Here is a 23478-nt window from a genome sequence, read left to right as displayed (position 1 = left end):
ATCCAATATGAAACGAAATCTACTCTTTTGTTTAGTTTTACTTTTCTCGATTTATCAATTACACGCTCAGACTTGTACAGAAACCTTATCAGAATCAGGTTTAGATAACGATCCAGTAGTTGTGAGTTTTACCTCTTTCCCTTGTGCTGGAGGAGGTGAGATTACGGGTCTCTCTTTAACTACTACAAATACGTCTGCTAATTGTAATAACTGGTACTCCTACAACATTAGCGTGACTCACGCCGGAGGTACTGAAACCACAACAGATAATTGTAATGTCACAAGTCTAGATATTTCTAGTTTTAATGGAGCCACTATAGATGTAACGACCGTAACAGCTATTACAATTACATCAATAGATGATGACAACTTTTTTGCGGGCGATTCTGTAACTATTGATGCTTCGTTACAGGTAAGTTTTATTCCACCGGCCTGCCCTATTCCTACCGCATTAACCGCCTCTAATGTTCTACCAACAAGTGCTGATCTAGGCTGGACTGCAGGAGGTACAGAAACTGTTTGGGATATAGAATGGGGCGTGAGCGGTTTTACCCAAGGAGGGGGAATTATGATCAACGATACCTCAGATAATCCATACGCTCTTTCTGGACTTTCTTCAGGAACTTCATATGACTTCTATGTTCGGGCAGATTGTGGTGGTGATGAAAGCTCATGGGCTGGGCCGTTTAATTTTATTACAACCTGCGTTCCGACAACTTCGTTTCCAAGTTTAGATGATTTTGAAACCGCAAATAATTGCAATTCATCAGAGGTTACATCAGACACAACTGATTGGAATAGACAGTTTGGAAGTGGTGGAGATATAACTGGTGCTTACGCTGGTGATTATTGGATGCAGAAGAATTTCTCTAGTTCTACGGCTAACTTTTACTCAGAGCAGTATGACTTGAGCGGAGAGACTGATGATTTTAGAATTAATGTTTGGTTACACAGACATGGCAGTGCTGATAGTGATGATAAATATGAGATTTATTTTAACTCTTCACCTTCTTTAACTGGTGCTACTCTGGTTCAAACCTTATTTTCATTAACTACGACTGCTCCAACTGTACCTAGTACAGGTTGGTATAACTACACCTACAACGTGCCCGCTGCGTTGAATGGAACTTCTTCGGTTTATTTCATTGTAGTAGGAACCACAAGTGCAGGATTTAGTTCCTATGATCTGGGAATTGACAATCTTCAAATGGAACCTGTTCCTGCATGTCTCCCACCGACTTCTCTAACCGCAACAAACACTACTACGACTTCTGCAGAATTAGGCTGGACAGCCGGCGACTCTGAGACGATTTGGGATATAGAATGGGGCGTGAGTGGTTTTACCCAAGGAGGGGGAACGATGATTAACGATACCTCAGATAATCCATATACTCTTTCTGGACTTTCTTCAGGAACTTCATATGATTTTTACATAAGAGCCAACTGTGGAGGAAGTGATAGCTCTTGGACAGGACCTTTTAGCTTTTCAACTGATATCGCCTGTGGTGATACAGTAACCGGACTCTGTTATTCACAAACCAGTACCATTGAAGTCTTGGCAAGTTTTGAGGCGAGTTCTGGAGACTGGGCAGAAATAGTTTTTAATTCAGGAAATACAGAAGATACTTATGACGAGATATTAGTATACGATGGTCTGAATGGAACGGGTAATTTGATTTTTGGGACAACGTCAAATGGTGTTTACGATACTGCTGGACTAGACCCAGTAGTGAGCACAACAGGTCAGATATCATTAGCGATCAATTCTGATGGTAGCGTAACATGTTCAAGTGATCCATCGATCGATCCTATTAGTATAACTTTAAATTGTGTGACACCACCTTCGTGTCTTGCACCTTCTGCTCTATCGGTTTCAAACATCACCGCGACTTCTGCGGATCTAGGCTGGACTGCTGGAGATTCTGAGACTTTATGGGATATTGAGTGGGGAGCAGATGGATTTACACAGGGATCAGGAACAATGATTAACAATACAAGTGATAATCCTTATAACCTGACAGGCCTATCATCAAATACCGATTATGAATTCTATGTAAGAGCAGATTGTGGTGGAGGGGATGAGAGTACATGGGTAGGTCCCTTTGACTTTATGACAAGTCCAAATACGGTTGCATTACCAATTAACGAGAGTTTTGAATCTGGTTTAACAATGTTTGATAATGCGCCAGGGAACTCTACCGATTGGGTGGTGAACACTTCTTATTTCAAAGTTGGTTCTCAAAGCGCTACCAATGCCCACGGATCGAGCAATACCAATATTCTTCAGCAAACGTCGATTTTTGATTTATCAAGTACACCAGATGCTGTTCTACAGTTTTGGCATATTGCTAAACTTGAAGGAACATATGACAAAGGTTTTGTTGAGATTTCTACTGATGGAGGAAATACATACAGTCCTTTACCAGCATCTGCATACTTAGGTCAGTCTAGTGATTACGACAGTAGAGGTTATTTCCATGAGGATTCTTATGAATTATGGGGAACAACTGATACAACCCCAGATAATACCACCTGGTGGAAAAGGGAGACGTTTGATTTATCTGGTTATTCCAGTTCTACGATGAGATTGAGGTTTAGGTTGACTTCAGACAGTTCTCAAAATCGTGCCGGATGGTTCGTAGATGATGTTACAGTTAGAGAAGCCTTTGTTTACGAAAGTGGAGCTTGGAACAACAGTCCTGTAGGAGCCAGCGACTCTTCTAGTACGGTGATAATCAAGGACGGTACTGCTACACAAAGCGGAGCCTTCGTTACGAGCGATCTAATTATCGCTTCTGGTTCTAACCTTGATATTGCAGGTGGTTCAGTAACTGTTATGAGTTATATGCACAATTCAGGACAAATTAGTGGTGGAGGTAATAGATTGATAATGTCTGGTACATCAACCTCAGAAATTTCCGGTGAAGGTCAGATTGGAAATCTTGAAATCAATAATTCAAATGGGGTGATACTAAACGGTGATCAAGGAATATTTGGAAGGCTGTTCTTAACCTCTGGGGTTTTTACTACAAATGATAGATTGACATTTAGGAGTAGGGTTCAAAATACCGCTGCACTTGCGGAGCATAATCCTTTATCATCTTCTATTTCAGGAAACGTGACCGTAGAGCGCTATATACCAGCGAGTAATAGAGCTTACAGATTTCTTACTACATCGGTTAGTGGTCAAAGCGTATTTGACGCATGGCAGGAGAGTGGAGATAATTCGAACGGATTTGGTACTCAAATCACAGGTACAATAGGATCTGTGGGAAGTGTGAACCCTACAACAGGTCATGATGAAACGATATCGGGAAATCCGAGTATGTTTGAATATGAAGCTTCTACAAACAGCTGGTTACCTATTTCGGACACAAGAGCTGAAATATTGGATGCTGGAACATTCTACCGCCTTCTGATAAGAGGTAATAGAACGTTTGACCTTTCTTCAAATACTGGTACCGTTACAGATGTAACTTTGAGATCAACTGGTACATTGATTGAAGGACCAGTAACCATTAATGGAACTGGTACAGGTAATTATCTGGGAATTGGAAACCCATATCAAGCTCAAGTTGACATGAGTGCGACAACTAGGAACTCTATAGCAGCAGACATGTATTATTATGATCCTACCCTTGGGACACAAGGGGCTTATACATATGTAGAAATTTCTTCGGGAGCAAATACTAATGGTACGGCAAGTAATGCAGCAAATATTTTGCACCCTGGACAAGCTGTATTTTTATTAGAGTCAGGAGCATCTGCCTCGGTTGAATTCAATGAAGATGATAAAACTACCGCAAGCACTCAAAACATTGGAATTTTCTCAAATCCCACTAATGCTGCATACCTAAACCTTAGACTTTTAGGCGTGGCATCAGGATCATCAACTCCTACGAATCTAGATGGCTTGATGATGAAATTCGATGCTACCGAGAACCTTGCGCTTGATTTTGATGATGCTCGTAAGTGGCAAAACCTTGATGAAAATCTCGCAATAGACAAAGGAAACAATGAATTGTTAGCAATTGAAAGGAGACCTCAACCTATCGCTGATGAAGTTGTTAACCTAAGCCTTACTCAATATAGGAACACAGATTATCAATTTGAAGTCACTTTGGACCTTCTACCAGGTTTAAAAGCTTATATCAAAGACAATCTCAACAACACCATGACGGAAATTATTCAAGGGGGTGCGTCTACGACGACTACTTACAACTTTACCGTAGATCCTAACAATTCTCAATCTGTGGCAACAGACCGCTTCCAGCTTATATTTGAAACAGTAACCTTAGGTTTAGAGCCTGCAATTTCAGATTCGATTTCATTCTACCCTAACCCGGTAAACGGGAATGAATTAAATATAGCTCTAGGTTCGGCTCTAAGCAATCAAGATGTTCAGCTGAATGTGTATAATAGTGTAGGCCAGTTGATCAGATCTGTTTCCGAGAATACGGGAAGCTCTGCTAGAATCACCTTATCCGGTATGAATGAAATGTCCAATGGAGTTTACTTTGTTACGCTCAAAGGCGAAAACTTAGAACACACTGAGAAAATAGTTGTCAAATAAATTCAAATCAACTCTTATTTAAAAAGGTTCTGATGTTTCAGAACCTTTTTTGTTATCTGTTAATCACATCTTCTGTTAAGATTGTCTCTTGAGAAAACTGTATTTTTACCCGCTACGCAATAAACGCTGGACGTTTAAGTTTGTCATTATAAAGTAATCATTTTGAAAATCTATTGTAAAAATATCGGTATTGTGATGGCATTACTACTTGTTGTGGTAGGGTGTAGTCGTAAATCCAATAGTTTTACGAGTCGTAATCTTCATGCCCTAAGCACAAAATATAATGTGCTCTACAATGGTAAACTAGCCTTAGAAGAAGGTTTGCAGTCTCTTGAGCAGACCTACCAGGACAACTATTGGGAAGTTTTGCCAGTAGAGCGTTTTGAAGTCATCGAGGAAATGCAGGCTCCTGGTGCCAAGCCTAAAAATTCCAGCTTTGAACGTGCAGAAGATAAAGCAATTAAAGCGGTACAAAAGCACAGCATGCTCATCGATCAAGAGGAATACAATCCACAAATTGATGAAGCCTATCTGCTGCTTGGAAAAGCTAGATATTACGATCAGCGGTTCATTCCGGCTTTAGAAGCATTCAACTACATATTGCAATTCATGCCGGAAAGCGATCAAACGCTTTCGGCAAACATCTGGCGAGAAAAAGTAAATATGCGACTCGACAACAACGAGACTGCGATTTACAACCTAAATAAAATCCTTGCTTCCAGCCGCAGCGATATTGAGCAAGAAGATCTGGCAACGCTCAATGCTACTTTATCGCAGGCCTATCTCAACATGAAAATGTTGGATAGCGCCTTGGTCTACATGTATAAAGCAGCAAACTTGACTGAAAACAAGGATACAGAGGGTCGCTATAAATTTATTGCGGGACAGCTTTATGCCAGAGCTGGTGAAAAGGATAGTGCGCTCGTTTATTTTGATCGTGTTATTGACATGCACCGCAAGATTCCACGCAATTATTATCTCAATGCTTTCATAGAAAAAGTCAAGTTACAAGATCAAGATTCGTTGAATAGGGACCAACTTCTTACATTGCTGGACGAGCTTGCAGAAAATAGAGAAAACCGTCCCTGGCTTGATGACATCTATTCTCGCAAAGCAATTTTATATGAACAGCTCGAGAATACACAGGCAGCCGAGGAATTTTATAACCTCTCATTGCGATCCAATGGTCCTAAGGATCGTTATTTGATAGCAAATAATTACTCTTCCTTAGGCAGTATTAATTTTGATAAAGATGAATATGTGCGAGCTGGGAAGTATTATGACAGTGCACTAACCTTTTACGAGCCGCGTACTAAGGAGCATAGAGGCGTCAAAAAAAAGCGTGAAAACCTTGAAGACGTTATCACCTATGAATTGAGAAGACGTAGTGCAGATAGCATTTTTGCGGTAAACGCAATGAGCGAGGCAGAGCGTACTGTTTATTACCAAACCTACATAGACGAGTTCATAGCTGAAGAAAAGAGGCTGGAAGAGCAAGCAGAAATAGCAGCCGCAAACGAGGCTCAGAATAAAGCTGGCGTTCAGAACTTCAATAGCATGAGGTCTCAGAACACTAAGAAGAACGGCCGGTCTGTAACAGCACCGCCATCTTTGGGGCCTAGTTTTGATAACACGAGATCAAAAGGGAACAGCTTCTATTTTTACAATCCTCAAACCGTGGCGCAGGGAAAACAAACCTTCCAGAGAAAATGGGGAAGGCGGGAACTGGCAGATAACTGGCGTCGCAGCAAAAGACAAAAAAACGACCTGCCTGATGAGGAAGATGTATTAGATGAAGAAATCCTAGAGGAAGAACTCAAGCCAGAACATACCGTCGCCTATTATACCGATCAACTCATTACTGATCCCGTGGCGCTCGATAGTATTGCAGCGACTCGGGACTTTGCCTATTACCAACTCGGCGTTATATATAAAGAGAAATTTAAACGTAATGATCTTGCGATTCAGCGCTTTGACAAGTTATTGACCTACGATCCAGAAGAAAAGCTTGAACTCCCTACATACTATAATCTTTATTTGATCTATAAAGAAGGTGGTGATGACGCTTTCGCGAAAGCGGAATATTTCAAAAACCTAATACTAACTGAGTACCCTGATACACGCTATGCAGAAATCTTGCGTAGTCCAGATGCTCAAATCGATGACGAAAGCAGTCCAGAAGCTATCTATAGTAGACTTTACCGTCAATATGAGAGCAGTAATTACGACTTTGTCATCACCGAAGTAGATCGCTACGAGACTATTTTCAATGGTAACCCCATATTGCCAAAAATGCAATTATTAAAAGCTTATGCTTCGGGTAGGTTATATGGAGTTGAAGAATACCGTAAGAATCTGGATTATGTAGCCATGAGTTTTCCCAATTCAGAAGAAGGTAAGGCCGCTCAGAAACTTGTCAATGAATCTAAAAGCTTGAGCATTTCAAATGGCTTTGTGGACGCATCAAAATCTACAGATTTCAAGTTAATGTATCGATTTGATCGTGCACAAAATGACGATTTAAAACGCATCAAAGGTGAGATCGACAGTGTTTTTGTGATGAACAATTACAGTTTTCCAGTTTCTATTGATGTCTATGATAAAAAAGACAATCTTCTATTGATTCACGATATGAGATCTCAACTATCTGCTGAGGGAGTCGCTGAATTGCTTGAAAAAAGCGATTTTAAAATTGACTTACCTTTCGTGATCGTCTCGACAAAAAACTATCAAGTCATCCAAGCTTACAAAAAGCTTGACGATTATCTAGTAAATAACAAATAACCAAACCCATGCTTAAATCTAAAAATCAAGTGGATAAAAAAGCTACTAACGCATCGCAAAACAGGATAGGTCAGGGCACCGAAATAGAAGGTGATATCACCAGTAAGGGTGGTTTCAGGATTGATGGGTTGCTTAAAGGTAGCCTTAAGACAACGGGTAAAGTTGTTATAGGCAGGGAAGGTAGGATATTAGGAACTTTGGTTTGCAGTAATGCTGATATAGAGGGAGCTTTTGAGGGAGATATGACCGTTGAGAACTTACTTTCCCTAAAAGCAACAGCTGTAGTGAACGGAGAGGTGGTTACAGGAAAACTCATGGTGGAACCAGGGACTGAATTTAATGGTAGTTGTACCATGAATCAGGGTGTTAAGAAACTGGATACAACTAAGGGAGGTAAGAAGGCTGGAAAAACGGCTTAGGTTCTTAGTTTATGAATTTTTACCTCAAAGCATTTCTGGTTACCGCAGTTCTAACAGGTATTGGTTATTTTGTTCATAATTTAATTGTGGAGAATGCTGTGATCAGCATTTTTGATACCTATCTCTTTTTAGGAATAGCTACATTTTTAACGGTTTCTGCGCTCAAGTTTACAGCGCGTATTTCTCCAAATAATTTAGGATATGTTTTTCTAGGTTTGGTGTTTATGAAGTTTGGTGCGATCTTGATTTTTTTTCCGGAATTGATCGACAATGAACTTGAACTTACCCTCCGCCAAGTCTTAGGCTTTCTTGCCCCTTATTTCTTGTTTCTTTTTGCTGAGATAGGTATTGTACTCAAGTGGCTTAACGATAGTTAATTATAGGATTTTGTGTGATTTGACATCACTTAAAATTTTAACTGTATCCGCCTGATTTTTACATTCTTTTTTGTCATACATTTGCACCCGAATTAGGAGACCTAACTTTATAAGGTATATTTCATGTTTAGAGCGTACTTTAAATTAGCTTTTTTTACAGTAGCATTTCTCTCTTTCGCAGGTGTTTCTGCTCAAGATTTAACAGATGGCGAGGCTGGCCCAGCGCATGAAGAGGTCATGGATAATGATGGTGGCAAGATCAATACAGGCAAGGAAATCAATGAATACATTGCCCATCACTTAAAAGACTCTCACGATTTTCATTTATTTTCTTATACAAACGATGCTGGGGAGCGTAAGCACGTAGGTTTTCCGTTACCAGTTATTGTTTGGTCAAGTGAGGGCTTAAGAGTTTTTATGTCTTCTGAATTTCATCACGATGATGCGGGAGAAGTTAAAGTGGATGCTGGGGGAGTGACTTTGGTGAAGTTGCACAGCAAGATTTATGAGCTGCAAGACGGTGCAACAAGCGTTGCTTTTGACTCAGAGCATCATCCTACTAATGCAGCAAAACTTCTAGACTTTTCTATCACTAAATCCATTTTCGGAGTGCTAGTAATTGGTTTGTTGTTAGTTTTTCTTTTCGGTCGACTGGCAAATCAGTATAAGAGGAAACAGATTCCTACTGGTTTTGGCCGTGTGTTAGAACCATTGGTTATCTATATACGAGATGAGATCGCACGTCCTAATATAGGAGAGCAAAAGCATAAGAAGTTCATGCCCTATCTATTGACCGTTTTCTTTTTAATATGGATTGCAAATCTTTTGGGATTGACGCCACTCGGATTCAATATTACGGGACAGCTTGCGGTAACGGCTTGTTTAGCGGTATTTACTTTAGTAATCTATCTGGTAAGTGGAAACAAGGACTTCTGGATGCACATGCTATGGATGCCTGGTATTCCCGTGATCTTTAAGCCTGTTCTAGCTGTCATTGAATTGATAGGTTTCTTATTGATCAAGCCTTTTTCACTATTGATGCGTCTTTTTGCAAACATCACCGCTGGACACTTTGTTTTGATGAGTTTGATCGCCTTGATGATCACGCTTAAAGACCAGTTTGGAGCCGTTGGATCAACCGGAGTATCCTTATTTTTATCATTATTTATCATGGTCATTGAATTGCTTGTTGCATTTCTACAGGCCTTTATTTTCACGATGTTGTCTGCCTTGTTCATAGGTATGGCGGTTGCTGAGCATGATCACGAGGAGCATGAGCACATGCCAGAGGATGATGTTGATGAAGTAAGAGAACGTTTTATCTAGTAAATTTTTATTAATTTTTAAATCTGAGTATGGAAACTGTAGTAGCAAATTACAATCTAATTGGAGCAGGTCTTGTCGTTATCGGTGGTGGAATCGGTCTTGGTATGATAGGTGGAAAAGCGATGGAAGCTATCGCTCGTCAACCAGAAGCAGCTGGAAAAATCCAGACTGCAATGATCATTATCGCAGCACTTCTTGAAGGACTTGGTTTTGGTGCACTTATCTTAGGTCAAGTACTTTAAGAAAGAGCCAGTAATCTTGAAACACAACTTGTAACGGTTGGTTGCAAGTTGTGTTTTATTCCATTTTCAGTTTTAATTTACAAAAATTATTATGTTAGAAGATTTTTCCCCAGGGCTGTTTATCATGCAGGCGATCATACTGATCATCTTGATCGTGTTGCTAGGTAAGTTTGCATGGAAGCCTATACTTGCTGCTCTTAGTGAAAGAGAAGAAGGAATCGAGAGCGCATTGAAATCTGCTGAGCAGGCAAAGGTGGAAATGGCTCGTTTAGAAGCGTCAAATGAGGCTGCGGCTCAAGAAGCAAGAATGCAGCGTGATGAGATGCTTAAGGAAGCACGCGAGATCAAAGGGCAAATGATCGCAGACGCATCTGCTCAGGCTCAAGAAAAAGCAGACAAGATCATCGCAAACGCTCAAGAAGCTATTGAGGCCGAGAAAAAAGCAGCCCTTGCAGATATCAAATCTCAAGTAGCAGAACTTTCTGTGGAGATCGCAGAGAAAGTGACGCGTAAGGAACTGTCTGAAAAAGATGCTCAACTTGCGCTAATTGATAAAATGCTCGCTGAAGCAAATATCTAGAACATGAGACTATCCAGAGCAGCTTCTCGTTATGCAAAAGCCATTCTTTCCCTTGCTGTGGACAAGAATGAAGCCGCTGCTGTAAACGAGGATATGAAAAACGTGATGGTTACCATCTCAAAAAGCAAGGATCTTCAAAACTTCCTGACTAGTCCGTTGATCAATGCCGCTAAAAGAAAGGCAGGTCTCAAAGAAGTTTTCAAGGGCTCAAATGCATTGACTCAAGGTCTTTTTAATCTTCTTGTCGAGAACAATAGATCAGAAATTCTTCAGGACGTTGCCATGAGTTACGTGGTGCTTTTTGAGGAGATGAACAAACGTGAGATTGCAACGGTTACTACAGCTGTAGAAATCACGCCTGAGTTAGAAAAGAAAGTTTTGGCCAAGGCTAAAGAGCTAGCCGGTAAAGAAATCACTTTGCAAAAGAAGATTGATCCTAGCATCATAGGTGGTTTTGTGTTACGCGTAGGTGATAAAGAAATTAATGCAAGTGTTCAGAATAAGTTCGGTGAGCTTAAAAGAACATTTGCTAGTTATTAAATAGATTATTAAAAAATTACGCTTTCGCGAAAGCGAAACTATTAATGAGCTCTTACCGGGCTTGAAGCTATAAGAAAGCGTAAAACAATAAAGAGAATAAAAAACAAAAGATGGCAGAGGTAAATCCAGCAGAAGTATCTGCAATACTCAAGCAACAATTATCAGGTTTTGACGCCACCGCTTCTCTAGACGAGGTGGGAACCGTTCTTACCGTGGGTGATGGTATCGCTCGCGTTTACGGTCTTTCTAACGCCCAGTATGGTGAGCTGGTTTCTTTTGAAAGCGGTCTTGAGGGAATCGTACTGAACCTTGAAGAAGATAATGTGGGTGTCGTTCTATTGGGACCATCTACACAGATCAAAGAAGGTGATACCGTAAAACGTACCCAGCGTATTGCTTCCCTTAAAGTGGGTGAAGGTATCGTAGGTCGTGTTGTAAATACTCTAGGAGAGCCTATCGATGGGAAAGGTGCTATCTCTGGAGAATTGTATGAAATGCCACTTGAGCGTAAAGCTCCTGGAGTAATCTATCGCCAGCCTGTAACAGAGCCTATGCAAACCGGTATCAAGTCTATCGACGCAATGATTCCAGTAGGTAGAGGACAACGTGAGTTGGTTATCGGTGACCGTCAGACAGGTAAGTCTACAGTATGTATTGATACCATCATCAACCAAAAAGAATTTTATGACGCTGGTGAGCCTGTTTACTGTATCTATGTTGCAATAGGTCAAAAGGCTTCTACCGTGGCAAACATTGCAAAAGTTCTTGAAGAAGCTGGAGCTCTTGCCTACACTACTATCGTTGCTGCAAATGCATCTGACCCAGCTCCTATGCAGGTATATGCTCCATTTGCGGGTGCGGCGATAGGGGAATACTTCCGTGATACAGGTCGTCCTGCACTTATTGTGTATGATGATTTATCTAAGCAAGCGGTAGCTTACCGTGAGGTGTCATTATTGCTACGCCGTCCACCAGGGCGTGAAGCGTATCCAGGTGACGTTTTCTACCTTCACTCAAGACTATTAGAGCGTGCTGCAAAAGTGATTGATGATGATGCTATTGCTCAAAATATGAACGATCTGCCTGAGAGCTTGAAGCCATTAGTTAAAGGAGGTGGATCGCTAACGGCTCTGCCCATTATTGAAACACAAGCGGGTGACGTATCAGCTTATATCCCAACTAACGTAATCTCGATTACTGATGGACAGATCTTCCTCGAGTCTGACTTATTTAACTCGGGTGTGCGTCCAGCGATTAACGTAGGTATTTCTGTATCTCGTGTAGGTGGATCTGCTCAGATCAAGTCCATGAAGAAGGTATCGGGAACATTGAAACTTGATCAAGCTCAGTATCGTGAATTGGAAGCTTTCGCGAAATTTGGTAGTGATCTAGATGCTGCGACACTTAACATCATCGAGAAAGGTAAGCGTAACGTTGAGATCTTGAAACAAGCTCAAAACAATCCTTACACAGTAGAGGATCAGGTGGCAATTATCTATGCTGGTTCTAAGAACTTGTTGAGAAATGTGCCAGTTGAAAAAGTAAAAGAGTTTGAGAAGGACTATCTAGAGCTTTTGAATGCTAAGCATAGAGGTGTTCTTGATACCATCAAGTCTGGTAAATTGACAGATGAAGTAATAGACACGCTTACTTCTGTTGCAAAGGATCTTTCTTCACGTTACTAATTATGAATGCTGAATTATGAATTCAGAATTTATAAATGGGATATCGTAAAAGAAATAATGCCGTAGTTGATAAAACTTTTGAGTTTGCTTGTCAGATTGTATTTCTAAGTGATAAACTGAAAGAAAACAAAGATTATGAACTCGCGTCTCAGCTTTTAAGGGCTGGGACAAGTATAGGTGCCAATACTAGAGAGTCTCAAAGAGGTTCGAGTACTAAAGACTTTGCAAATAAGTTAAAAATTGCACTAAAGGAGGCTGAAGAAGTAGAATTTTGGTTGGACGTTTTAGATGTTACAAGAGACTATAAAATTGAGAATTACTATAAGCAGCTCGATGAAATTATCAGGTTGCTCGTTAGTATTATTAAATCAACCAATTCTTAATTCAGCACTCTAAATTCTTAATTAGAAAAAATGGCTAATTTAAAAGAAATACGAAACAGAATCTCCTCAGTATCTTCAACTATGCAGATCACATCTGCGATGAAGATGGTGAGTGCGGCAAAGCTCAAGAAGGCACAAGATGCCATTACAGCGATGCGTCCGTATTCTGATAAGCTTACCGAAATACTACAGAGCTTAAGCTCAACTCTTGAAGGGGACGCTGGAAGCGTTTATGCTGAGCAAAGAGATGTGGAAAGAGCGCTTGTTGTGGCCGTCACCTCAAATAGAGGTCTTGCGGGTGCATTCAATTCTAATATTATTAAAGAATTGATCCGTCTCAATCAAAATGAATTGAAGGGAGTTGCGGTATCCTACATGACCGTAGGTAAAAAGGCTAACGACTTCGTGAGTAAGGATGGAACAGTTCTATCTAACAAAAGCGATCTGTTTGATGACATTTCCTTTGAAAATGTTGCCGTTATCGCTGAAGAATTAATGGAGTTGTTTGCGACAAATGAATTTGATAAAATCATTCTCGTATACAATAGTTTTAAGAATGCCGCTACACAGATCGTCCGTACGGAGGATTTCTTACCACTTAAACCAGTAGCTCAAGATGCTGAGGCCTTGCAAAAGCAAAAAGAGATGGATTACATCTTTGAGCCATCCAAGATTGAGATAATCGAAGAGTTGATTCCTAAATCACTCAAAATGCAACTGTATAAAGCTGTAAGGGATTCATGGGCCAGTGAACATGGAGCACGTATGACAGCTATGCACAAGGCAACTGATAATGCAACCGAGTTAAGAGATCAGTTGAAGCTTACATATAATAAAGCTCGTCAGGCTGCAATTACTAATGAAATTCTAGAAATCGTAGGAGGTGCTGAAGCCTTAAATGATTAACTTTAATTCAAAGAAATATTTAAAAAGCAGAACAATCGTTCTGCTTTTTTTTGATGTTATGCTTAGAATATCGACAAAATACACTAGGACTCTTTGAATAGTAAGATTCATGTAATTTAACTGATATATAAGGATTTAACTAGGTTCTGTAAAGGAAATTACTATCTTCACAGTCCCTAAATTGATATGTAATGCGCTCCTTTCTATTTATGATCTCGGTAGTACTAACATTGGGATCTTGTGCTCCAGCAAGGAATTATCAAAACCATAAAGGTTTAACATTTAAAAGTACTGACTGGCTAAAGGATAAAAAGTTAGAGCGACCTTTTCTAATTACTTCTGAAGTGAGTCAGTCATGTAGTGAAAATCAAAAGAAACTTTATCTCCCGGCCAATTTATTCAAAAACTCTCAAATTGAAAAAGTGTACTTTGATGGCATGCATAGTCAAACTGTTGAGTTTGTAGATGGCGAGAAACCTCGCTATAGAATCTGGTTTGATATAATGGAGAATCAGCTCACAGATTTTCCTTACGATTTAGAACCAGATCAAGCGGTTATTATCATCAAGGTTCTCCAAGCACAGAAAATAATCAAAATAGAAGACATAAGAGTTCCATTCTATACTAAAGCGGGCGTTTAACGATTAATCTTATTTATTCGATAAAGAGCGAGGTAGTCCCTCGCTTTTTTATTTATCTTTAATTGAATCAATTCCTCCAGGTCATGAAAGCGTCTACCATAGTGTTTACAGTACTAACTATATTTTTTGTTTCGTGTTCTAATCAAAATTATAAAACCAGTAAGGGCTTGGTCTTTGATAGTCGTGATTGGGGAGTGAGATTTGAGCAACCATACATCATGACCGGACAAGACGCCGCTGCTGAAGATACTAAGGTCTACAGAATGTATCTCTCAGCACTTATGTTTGAGGGAGTCGAGATTGACTATGCTTATTTCAGGCAGATGAAGTCCTCTATGATCAGTAAAATTGGGAATAAGAACCCTCAGATTTTGGTAGTATTTGACGAGTCTCAACATATGCTTGATGACAGCATGTTTGGTATCAGCGATCGACAAGCTGTGGTTGTGCTGAAAACAAAGAATGGAAGCAGTAAAATTGTGAAGTTAGAGGATATGCGCATCGTAAAATAGTATCTCATAAAAACCTCTTAAGACTCCTATGAACTAGACCCTCCATAATATTTTTGTGAGCTTAATTCTAAGATCATGAAAATTGCAGTTGTAGGAGTTACTGGTATGGTGGGTCAGGTAATGTTGAAAGTCCTTGAGGAGGAAAATTTACCCGTGACAGAACTTATTCTAGTCGCGTCATCTAAATCCGTAGGTAAAGAAATAATTTTCAAAGAAAAGGCATTAAAATGTGTTTCGATGGAAGATGCTATCGCAAAAAAACCACACATAGCTCTTTTCTCAGCAGGAGGTGATGTAAGTAAAGAGTTTGCTCCTAAGTTTGCCGAAGTTGGAACTACGGTGATCGACAACTCATCTGCATTCCGTATGGACCAGGACAAACCTCTCGTTATTCCTGAAATTAATGCCGACCAACTTAAACCATCTGATAAAATTATAGCCAATCCAAACTGCAGTACCATCCAGATGGTGCTCGCTCTCTCTGGTCTTCATACAAAGTACCAAATTAAAAGGCTCGTAATTTCTACCTATCAATCTATCACGGGAACTGGTGTGGCCGCTGTACAGCAATTACAAAACGAGGCAGCCGGCATCAAAGATAAAATGGCCTATCCTTATCCCATACATGAAAATGCATTGCCCCATTGTGATGTCTTTGAGGAAAACGGGTACACTAAGGAGGAAATGAAATTGGTCCGCGAGACACAAAAAATTCTGGGAGATAGATCCATTGCCGTAACTGCAACAGCTGTGCGTATCCCTGTAATGGGAGGGCATTCAGAGTCAGTAAATGTAGAGTTTGAGCAGGATTTTGAAATAAACGAAGTGCGCAAAATTCTTTCTGAGACTGCAGGGGTAACCGTTCAAGATAATACAGATGTAAATTTGTACCCTATGCCCTTGACTGCTCATGGTAAGAACGATGTTTTTGTGGGTCGCATAAGACGTGATCACTCACAAGAAAAAACATTAAACATGTGGATCGTTGCAGACAATCTACGCAAAGGCGCCGCCACAAATGCAGTTCAGATAGCATCGTACTTGATAGCAAATGAGCTGGTGACGAGCTAGTTCAAGTTTCCTATCTTTAGAAGGTCAAATAAACCCAGTTCTAAAATCGATAAGAATGAAAAAATGGATCGCACCTGCGCTTGCAATTCTCGCAATCGTTTCCTGTAAAGATGAAGACAAAGAAATGTCAGAAAATCAAATAGCAGAAAATAAAATGATAAAGTATCCAGAGACTAAAATGGTGGATACGGTAGATATCTATCACGGCAACGAGGTCGCAGATCCCTACCGCTGGCTTGAAGATGACATGAGTGAGGAAACAGGAGCATGGGTAAAATCACAAAATGCCGTGACTCAAGATTACTTGTCAGATATACGCTTTCGCGAAAGCATAAAAAACCGACTCACCGAGCTCTGGAATTATGAAAAGGTTAGCGCTCCATTTGTAGAAGGTGACTACACCTATTTTTATAAGAATGATGGACTCCAAAACCAAAGTGTGATCTATCGTCATAAAAACGATGAAGACGTTTCAAAAGCGGAGGTCTTTCTAGATCCAAATACTTTTAGTGAAAAAGGGACCACGTCGCTAGGAGGGTCTAGCTTTTCTAAAGACGGTTCTTTGTTTGCCTACATGATCAGTGAGGGAGGTAGCGACTGGAGAAAGATTATTACCCTCGATACCAAAACCATGCAAAAACTGGGCGACACCATAATGGATGTAAAGTTCTCTGGGGTTTCTTGGAAAGGCACTGACGGGTTCTATTATAGCAGTTATGACAAACCAGATGGGAGCGAGTTGAGCGCCATGACTGATCAGCATAAATTGTATTATCATAAATTGGGCACACCGCAATCTGAGGATAAAGTAGTTTTTGGTGGCACACCAGACCAGAAATACCGCTACATAGGTGGAGGTGTGACAGACGATCAAAAGTATCTTGTGATATCCGCCAGCACTTCTACAAATGGTAATAAAATGTTTATCAAGAAACTGGATAGCAAGGGAGACTTCATTCCCGTGGTAGATAATTTTGATACTAATACTTATTTACTGCACAACGAGGGTGATAAACTGTGGTTAGTAACAGATTACAATGCTCCCAATCAAAGAATTGTAACCACTAACCTAAAAGATCCTAGTCCAGCTAACTGGAAAGATTTGATCCCAGAAACAGATCATGTTTTATCACCATCTACGGGAGGAGGCTACATTTTTGCTGAATACATGGTTGACGCTGTTTCTCAAGTTAAGCAATATGATTACGAGGGGAATTTAGTACGTGAGGTTGAACTCCCTGGAATAGGCAATGTAGGTGGTTTTAGTGCTAAGGAGGATGATACCTCATTGTATTATAGTTTCACAAATTATACTACACCTTCTAGCATTTATAAATATAGCATTGAAGAAGGGAGTTCAAAACTGTTTAGAAAGCCAGAAATCAAGTTCAACAGCGAAAACTATGAGAGTAAGCAGGTCTTCTACAAATCAAAAGATGGTACCAAGATTCCTATGATCATTTCTCATAAAAAAGGACTCGAACTAAATGGTAAAAACCCCACCATACTTTATGGTTATGGAGGTTTCAATATTTCGCTGAATCCATCATTCTCGATTACAAGAGCGGCGTGGATGGAAATGGGAGGTGTTTATGCCGTTGCTAACTTACGTGGTGGTGGTGAGTATGGTAAGAAATGGCACGATGCCGGAACTAAGATGCAAAAGCAAAATGTATTTGATGACTTTATCGCCGCAGGAGAGTGGTTAAAGGAAAATAATTATACTTCGACAGATTACCTCGCCATTCAAGGTGGTTCAAACGGTGGGCTGCTGGTAGGCGCTACTATGACTCAAAGACCAGATCTTGCAGGTGTAGCTTTTCCAGCGGTAGGTGTTTTGGATATGCTACGATATAACAAATTCACCGCTGGTGCGGGTTGGGCTTACGATTATGGAACTGCTGAAGAAAGCCCGGAAATGTTTGAATACTTGAAAGGCTATTCTCCTATTCACAATGTCAAGGATGGAGTGGAATATCCAGCAACTATGATTACAACAGGTGACCATGATGATAGAGTAGTTCCAGCGCATTCGTTCAAATTTGCTGCAGAGCTACAGTCAAAGCAGCAAGGATCGAACCCTACTCTTATAAGAATAGAAACTGATGCAGGTCACGGAGCAGGTAAGTCAACAGAGCAACAAATTCAAGAATGGACCGATATCTATGGATTTGCCCTGTACAATATGGGATTTGAGGAATTACCAGAGAACAGCGATATAAAAATGTAGTGCTAAGTTTTGATAATATCAGAGTGCCCGGTGATTAAATTTCATCGGGCATTTTTTGTTAAAACCAAGGTCGACTTGGTTAAGGAATTTAGCACAAATCAAATATTTAGTATTTAACTGTAAATAACGTGCTAAACTTATTTGAAGATCCTATTAACAAGCCAAATTGGACTGCATTATACTCTTAGTTTTAGGGTAACTTAAAAAACTAGAAAAAATGAGCTATACAAAAGAAGTTTCCAATAAACTAAACAATTTACTTGAGAAAAATTACGACGCTGAAGCAGGTTACAAAACCGCTAAGGAAAATGTGAAAAGTACTCGTCTTAAAGATTTTTTCGCATCTCAAGCGCAGGAACGATACAATTTTGGACATGAATTGAAAGACGAAATCAAAAGCTTTGGTCAGGAACCAGATAAAGGAACTTCCGTAGCTGGAGATGCACATAGAGCATGGATGAATATTAAATCCACTTTTAGTACTGATAATGAAGAGTCTGTTCTAGAAGAAGCTATCAGAGGTGAAAAAGCTGCTGTAGAGGAATATAACGAAGTAATTAACGATAGCACGCTACCAGCTTCAACGCGTAACGTACTAACAAAACATAGAGACAACATTCAATCTGCATTGAACAAAGTAGAGCAGATGGAAGACATCGCATAGGTTAGTTAAGTTGATTTAGTTGATGAAGATCCCACTCGAGAAATTGAGTGGGATTATTTGTTCAAAACCATAAGACTACTCTGCGTTAAAAATTTAGGCAAAGGCCATCAGATTTTATAATTTCGAAGCGAGACAGATGTAAATCTAGTCTCGCTTCAAGTGTCTGCACCACAACCCTTTGCCTATGTACCTCATTTTTGATACCGAGACTACCGGTCTACCCAAACGCTGGGACGCATCCTATAAAGACATCGATAACTGGCCACGCGTTATACAGATCGCATGGCAGTTGCACGATGAGATGGGGCGCTTGATCGAGCATCGGGATTATTTGATCCGTCCAGATGGTTTTGACATTCCCTATGACGCAGAGCGCATTCATGGAATTTCTACCGCACTTGCTGAGAAGGAAGGTATCGCACTCGAGGAAATGCTCGCCGAGTTCAATCTGGCACTCGAGAAAACAAAATTTGTCGTAGGTCAGAACCTCAAGTTTGACCTCAATGTTACCGGTGCCGAGTTTGAACGCACCCAAATAGGCAATAAACTCCAGGAAATTCCCGTACTGGACACCTGTACGGAGCATACCGCACAGCTCTGCCAGATTCCAGGCGGGCGTGGTGGTAAATTCAAGTTGCCTACACTTACGGAGCTTCACGAGTTTCTTTTCAATGAGCCTTTTGATGAGGCGCACAACGCTACGGCAGACGTTGAGGCGACCACTCGCTGTTTTTTGGAACTCATCCGTAAGCAGCAATATACTGCGCAGCAATTAGGTGTACAGCCCGATTATTTTGCACGCTTTCGCGAAAGCAACCCCTCCACCATCCAGCCCGTAGGCATTGAGCATATCAATCTCAAAAAAGCCTCAGAAAAGCTCAAGACGGACGACACACCCGCAATTTCCAAAGCTGAGATCAAGGAAAACCTCAATGAGATCAGCGATGCGCCCTTTGCCCATCTTCATAATCACAGTCAGTTTTCCATACTACAATCCACCGCCAGCGTTCAGGATTTGGTCATGGCTGCTGCGGCAAACGATATGCCCGCCGTCGCGATGACCGACCATGCAAACATGATGGGTGCCTTCCACTTTGTTAAAGCGGTAAAGGCGCATAACGCGAGCCTTGCAGATCAAGAAGAAGGTCGTGAGAAAGAACCGATCAAGCCCATCATAGGCTGTGAGTTTCAGGTTTGTGAAGACATGCACGATCGCAGTCATAAGGATAATGGTTATCAGATCGTAATCCTTGCCAAAAACAAAAACGGCTACCACAACCTCGCAAAAATGGCGAGCAAGGCCTATACCGACGGCTTTTACTACGTGCCGCGTATAGATAAAAAACTCATTGAACAGTTCAAAGAAGACCTGATTGTTCTTACTGGTAACATGTACGGCGAGGTACCTTCAAAGATCCTCAACATAGGTGAAAATCAGGCTGAAGAAGCGCTGCTTTGGTGGAAAGAACAGTTTGGGGAAGATCTATATGTAGAGATCATGCGTCACGGTCAAGAAGATGAAGATCGTGCAAATGAGGTGTTGATTACGCTTTCGCGAAAGCATAACATAAAAATGGTCGCTTCAAACAATACGTATTACATAGACAAGGCAGATGCTAATGCCCACGATATTTTGCTTTGTGTAAAAGATAATGAGAAGCAGGCAACACCTATAGGTCGCGGTCGCGGCTATCGCTATGGACTGCCCAATCAAGAATATTACTTCAAGTCCAGCGATGAGATGAAGGAGATTTTTAAGGATCTTCCAGAGGCTATACTGAACATCAAGGAAGTAATTAATAAGGTAGAGCCTTATGAACTGGCGCGAGATGTTTTGCTTCCGGCTTTTGAGATTCCCGAGCAATTTATCGATCCACAAGATGAGATCGATGATAAGAAGCGTGGTGAGAATGCGTACTTGCGTCACCTCACTTATGAAGGTGCCAAAAAACGCTATGGAGAAATTACTCCAAAGATTAAAGAGCGACTTGATTTTGAGTTGGACACCATTCAAAAGACAGGTTACCCTGGTTACTTTTTGATTGTATGGGACTTTATCAAAGCAGCACGCAATATGGGAGTTGCCGTAGGTCCCGGTCGTGGTTCGGCTGCGGGAAGTGCAGTGGCCTATTGCCTTTGGATTACTAATGTAGACCCTATTCATTACGATCTACTTTTTGAGCGTTTCTTGAATCCTGATCGTGTGTCCATGCCCGATATTGATATCGACTTTGACGATGAGAACCGTGGAAAGGTCATGGACTACGTGATCGACAAATACGGCTCTGATCAGGTAGCGCAAATCATTACCTACGGCACCATGGCGGCAAAGTCATCTATTCGGGATACCGCTCGTGTTCTCGATCTACCGCTCAATGAGGCCGACCACGTGGCGAAATTGATCCCTGATTTTGCCAAGTTGAAAAAGATTTTCGCTCTAGCGCCTAACGAGATTAGTTCAAAATTTCGTGGAGATGATTCATCCATGGTGGAGGAGCTGGTTCAAATTTCAGAAGGTGACGATCTCGCTGCAGAAACGATCAAACAAGCAAGAATTCTAGAAGGATCGGTTAGGAATACGGGAGTACATGCTTGTGGAGTAATCATCACACCAGATGCGCTGACAAATTTTGTCCCGATCGCCACCGCAAAGAACTCTGAGCTCTATGTGACCCAGTTTGACAATGAGGTCGTAGAAAGTGCCGGTCTTCTAAAGATGGACTTCTTGGGATTGAAGACGTTGAGTCAGATCAAGGATACCATAGCAATTATTAAAGAGCGGCACAACATTGAATTGGACATCGAGGCCATACCGCTGGATGATGCCAAAACCTATGAACTGTTCCAGAGAGGAGAAACTGTGGGGATCTTCCAGTATGAGAGTGCCGGTATGCAAAAATACATGCGCGAGCTCAAGCCCACCCAGTTTGCTGACCTGATCGCGATGAACGCGCTGTACCGTCCGGGACCGCTGGAATATATCCCAGATTTTATTGATCGTAAACACGGCCGCAAGGAAATTGTATATGATCTGGACGCCATGGAAGAATACCTTGAAGAAACCTATGGTATTACGGTCTATCAGGAGCAGGTGATGCTTTTAAGCCAGAAATTAGCCAATTTCTCAAAAGGTGATGCAGATGTCTTGCGTAAGGCGATGGGTAAAAAAATCTTTGCCTTGCTAGAAAAACTAAAACCACAATTCCTTGACGGTGGCGAGGCAAACGGTCACCCACGCGAGGTTTTAGAGAAAATCTGGAAAGACTGGGAAGCTTTTGCTGCTTATGCATTTAATAAGTCACACAGTACTTGCTATGCTTGGATTGCCTATCAAACTGCTTATTTGAAAGCCAATTACCCTGCTGAATTCATGGCAGCGACGCTATCTAATAACATGAATAACATCAAGGACGTAACCAAGTTCATGGACGAGTGTCGACGTATGGGGCTTGATGTATTAGGTCCTGATGTGAATGAATCCAACTATAAATTTACAGTAAACCCTCAAGGCGCCGTTCGTTTTGGGATGGGTGCTGTAAAAGGCTTGGGTCACGGTGCGGTGATGACGATTATTGAAAACAGGCAAGAAGCACCTTACCACAGCATTTTTGATATGGCAAAACGCATTGATCTACGCGCGGCAAACAAAAAGTCATTTGAAGCCCTGGCGTTGAGTGGTGGATTCGATGGTTTAGGAGGTGAGAATAGGGCGCAATTTTTCCACCAATTTGAAAACGGTCAGATTTTCTTGGAACAGGTGATCAAATATGCTCAGAAGTTTCAAGAGAATGAAAACAGTGCTCAAGTAAGTCTTTTTGGTGAGGCCAGCGAGGTTCAGATTCCAGAACCACAATTACCGGTGTGCGAGGACTGGGGAACCATGGAGAAACTCAAGCGAGAGAAAGAAGTAGTAGGAATCTATATTTCAGGTCACCCGCTGGATGATTATAAAAAAGAAATTGAGTTCTTCTGCAATTCAAACTTAGCCTCGCTGAATGATCTGCAAAGTTTGGTGAACAGGGAGTTGACTTTTTGTGGTGTAGTTACAGAAACTAAGCATCTTGTGAGTAAGTCAAACAAGCCTTGGGGAGCTTTTACAATAGAGGATTATGAAGAAACTTACGAGTTCAGGCTGTTTGGTGAGGATTATTTGAAGTTCAGGCATTTCTTGGTTCCAAATACCTTTCTATACTGCAAAGTGAAAATTCAACAAGGTTGGATGGATAAGAAAACGGGCAAACCACGTGATCCACGCATCCAATTTTTACAGATGCAACAATTACAAGATGTCATGGCATCGAGTGCAAAAAAAATAGAGATTGAGCTTCATGTAAATGAAGTACTTGAACCTACTATTGAGCGTTTAAAACAGACCATGGAATCGCATCAGGGCGATCATCATCTTTCCTTTTGTTTAAAAGATCACGAGGAAAAAATCCTGATCAATATGAACAGTAAATCTACCAAAGTAAATGTCACCACAGATTTGTTGAATATGCTAGATGATCTTGGGATTAATTATGGAGTGTCCTGATCTATGAAGAT

17 protein-coding genes are annotated in these 23478 nt (G+C 40.9%); all 17 read left to right on the top strand.

Translation table 11 applies throughout. The annotated features are described in order from the left end of the window. The first annotated feature begins 7 nt into the window (after positions 1-7). A complete protein-coding gene (locus BST97_RS10305; RefSeq protein ID WP_085767157.1) occupies positions 8-4573 on the top strand; it encodes a fibronectin type III domain-containing protein in 4566 nt (1521 codons plus the stop codon). 195 nt (positions 4574-4768) lie between these two features. Continuing rightward, the gene (gene porW / locus BST97_RS10300; RefSeq protein ID WP_157111610.1) at positions 4769-7357 is read left to right on the top strand and encodes a type IX secretion system periplasmic lipoprotein PorW/SprE; all 2589 of its coding nucleotides are present in this window, start codon (positions 4769-4771) and stop codon (positions 7355-7357) included. 8 nt (positions 7358-7365) lie between these two features. Next, positions 7366-7776 carry a bactofilin family protein gene (locus tag BST97_RS10295; RefSeq protein ID WP_085767155.1) on the top strand — a complete coding sequence of 137 codons (411 nt, stop codon included), beginning with the start codon at positions 7366-7368 and terminating at the stop codon, positions 7774-7776. 11 nt (positions 7777-7787) lie between these two features. Then, positions 7788-8153 (top strand): hypothetical protein, encoded by a 366-nt coding sequence (locus BST97_RS10290; RefSeq protein WP_085767154.1) that lies wholly within the window; start codon positions 7788-7790, stop codon positions 8151-8153. Between the two features lie 123 nt (positions 8154-8276). Next, positions 8277-9479 (top strand): F0F1 ATP synthase subunit A, encoded by a 1203-nt coding sequence (gene atpB, locus BST97_RS10285; RefSeq protein ID WP_085767153.1) that lies wholly within the window; start codon positions 8277-8279, stop codon positions 9477-9479. A gap of 29 nt (positions 9480-9508) precedes the next feature. Then, complete coding sequence (atpE, locus tag BST97_RS10280) at positions 9509-9721, top strand: ATP synthase F0 subunit C (RefSeq protein WP_085767152.1); 213 nt, start codon at positions 9509-9511, stop codon at positions 9719-9721. 91 nt (positions 9722-9812) lie between these two features. Then, a complete protein-coding gene (locus BST97_RS10275) occupies positions 9813-10301 on the top strand; it encodes a F0F1 ATP synthase subunit B (RefSeq protein ID WP_211277426.1) in 489 nt (162 codons plus the stop codon). Positions 10302-10304: 3 nt separating this feature from the next. Then, the gene (atpH, locus tag BST97_RS10270) at positions 10305-10841 is read left to right on the top strand and encodes an ATP synthase F1 subunit delta (RefSeq protein ID WP_085767150.1); all 537 of its coding nucleotides are present in this window, start codon (positions 10305-10307) and stop codon (positions 10839-10841) included. 110 nt (positions 10842-10951) lie between these two features. After that, the gene (atpA, locus tag BST97_RS10265) at positions 10952-12526 is read left to right on the top strand and encodes a F0F1 ATP synthase subunit alpha (protein WP_085767149.1); all 1575 of its coding nucleotides are present in this window, start codon (positions 10952-10954) and stop codon (positions 12524-12526) included. 35 nt (positions 12527-12561) lie between these two features. Next, the gene (locus tag BST97_RS10260) at positions 12562-12909 is read left to right on the top strand and encodes a four helix bundle protein (RefSeq protein WP_085767148.1); all 348 of its coding nucleotides are present in this window, start codon (positions 12562-12564) and stop codon (positions 12907-12909) included. A 30-nt stretch (positions 12910-12939) separates the two neighbouring features. Continuing rightward, on the top strand, positions 12940-13815 hold the full coding sequence (atpG, locus tag BST97_RS10255; RefSeq protein WP_085767147.1) for an ATP synthase F1 subunit gamma: 876 nt from the start codon (positions 12940-12942) through the stop codon (positions 13813-13815). Between the two features lie 191 nt (positions 13816-14006). After that, complete coding sequence (locus tag BST97_RS10250; RefSeq protein WP_157111609.1) at positions 14007-14456, top strand: hypothetical protein; 450 nt, start codon at positions 14007-14009, stop codon at positions 14454-14456. Positions 14457-14623: 167 nt separating this feature from the next. Next, positions 14624-14968, top strand: coding sequence for a hypothetical protein (locus BST97_RS10245; RefSeq protein WP_157111607.1), 345 nt, complete (start codon positions 14624-14626; stop codon positions 14966-14968). A 75-nt stretch (positions 14969-15043) separates the two neighbouring features. Further along, positions 15044-16039 carry an aspartate-semialdehyde dehydrogenase gene (locus BST97_RS10240; RefSeq protein ID WP_085767144.1) on the top strand — a complete coding sequence of 332 codons (996 nt, stop codon included), beginning with the start codon at positions 15044-15046 and terminating at the stop codon, positions 16037-16039. 55 nt (positions 16040-16094) lie between these two features. Then, positions 16095-18269, top strand: a complete 2175-nt coding sequence (locus tag BST97_RS10235) for a prolyl oligopeptidase family serine peptidase (protein WP_085767143.1) — start codon at positions 16095-16097, stop codon at positions 18267-18269. Positions 18270-18486: 217 nt separating this feature from the next. Further along, the gene (locus BST97_RS10230; RefSeq protein ID WP_085767142.1) at positions 18487-18933 is read left to right on the top strand and encodes a ferritin-like domain-containing protein; all 447 of its coding nucleotides are present in this window, start codon (positions 18487-18489) and stop codon (positions 18931-18933) included. Positions 18934-19117: 184 nt separating this feature from the next. After that, a complete protein-coding gene (dnaE, locus tag BST97_RS10225; RefSeq protein WP_085767141.1) occupies positions 19118-23467 on the top strand; it encodes a DNA polymerase III subunit alpha in 4350 nt (1449 codons plus the stop codon). Positions 23468-23478: the final 11 nt, after the last annotated feature.

Source organism: Nonlabens spongiae, from assembly GCF_002117125.1.
Taxonomy (GTDB): domain Bacteria; phylum Bacteroidota; class Bacteroidia; order Flavobacteriales; family Flavobacteriaceae; genus Nonlabens; species Nonlabens spongiae.
Note: the sequence above shows the minus strand (reverse complement) of the source record. Positions and strands in the feature narration are given on the sequence as shown.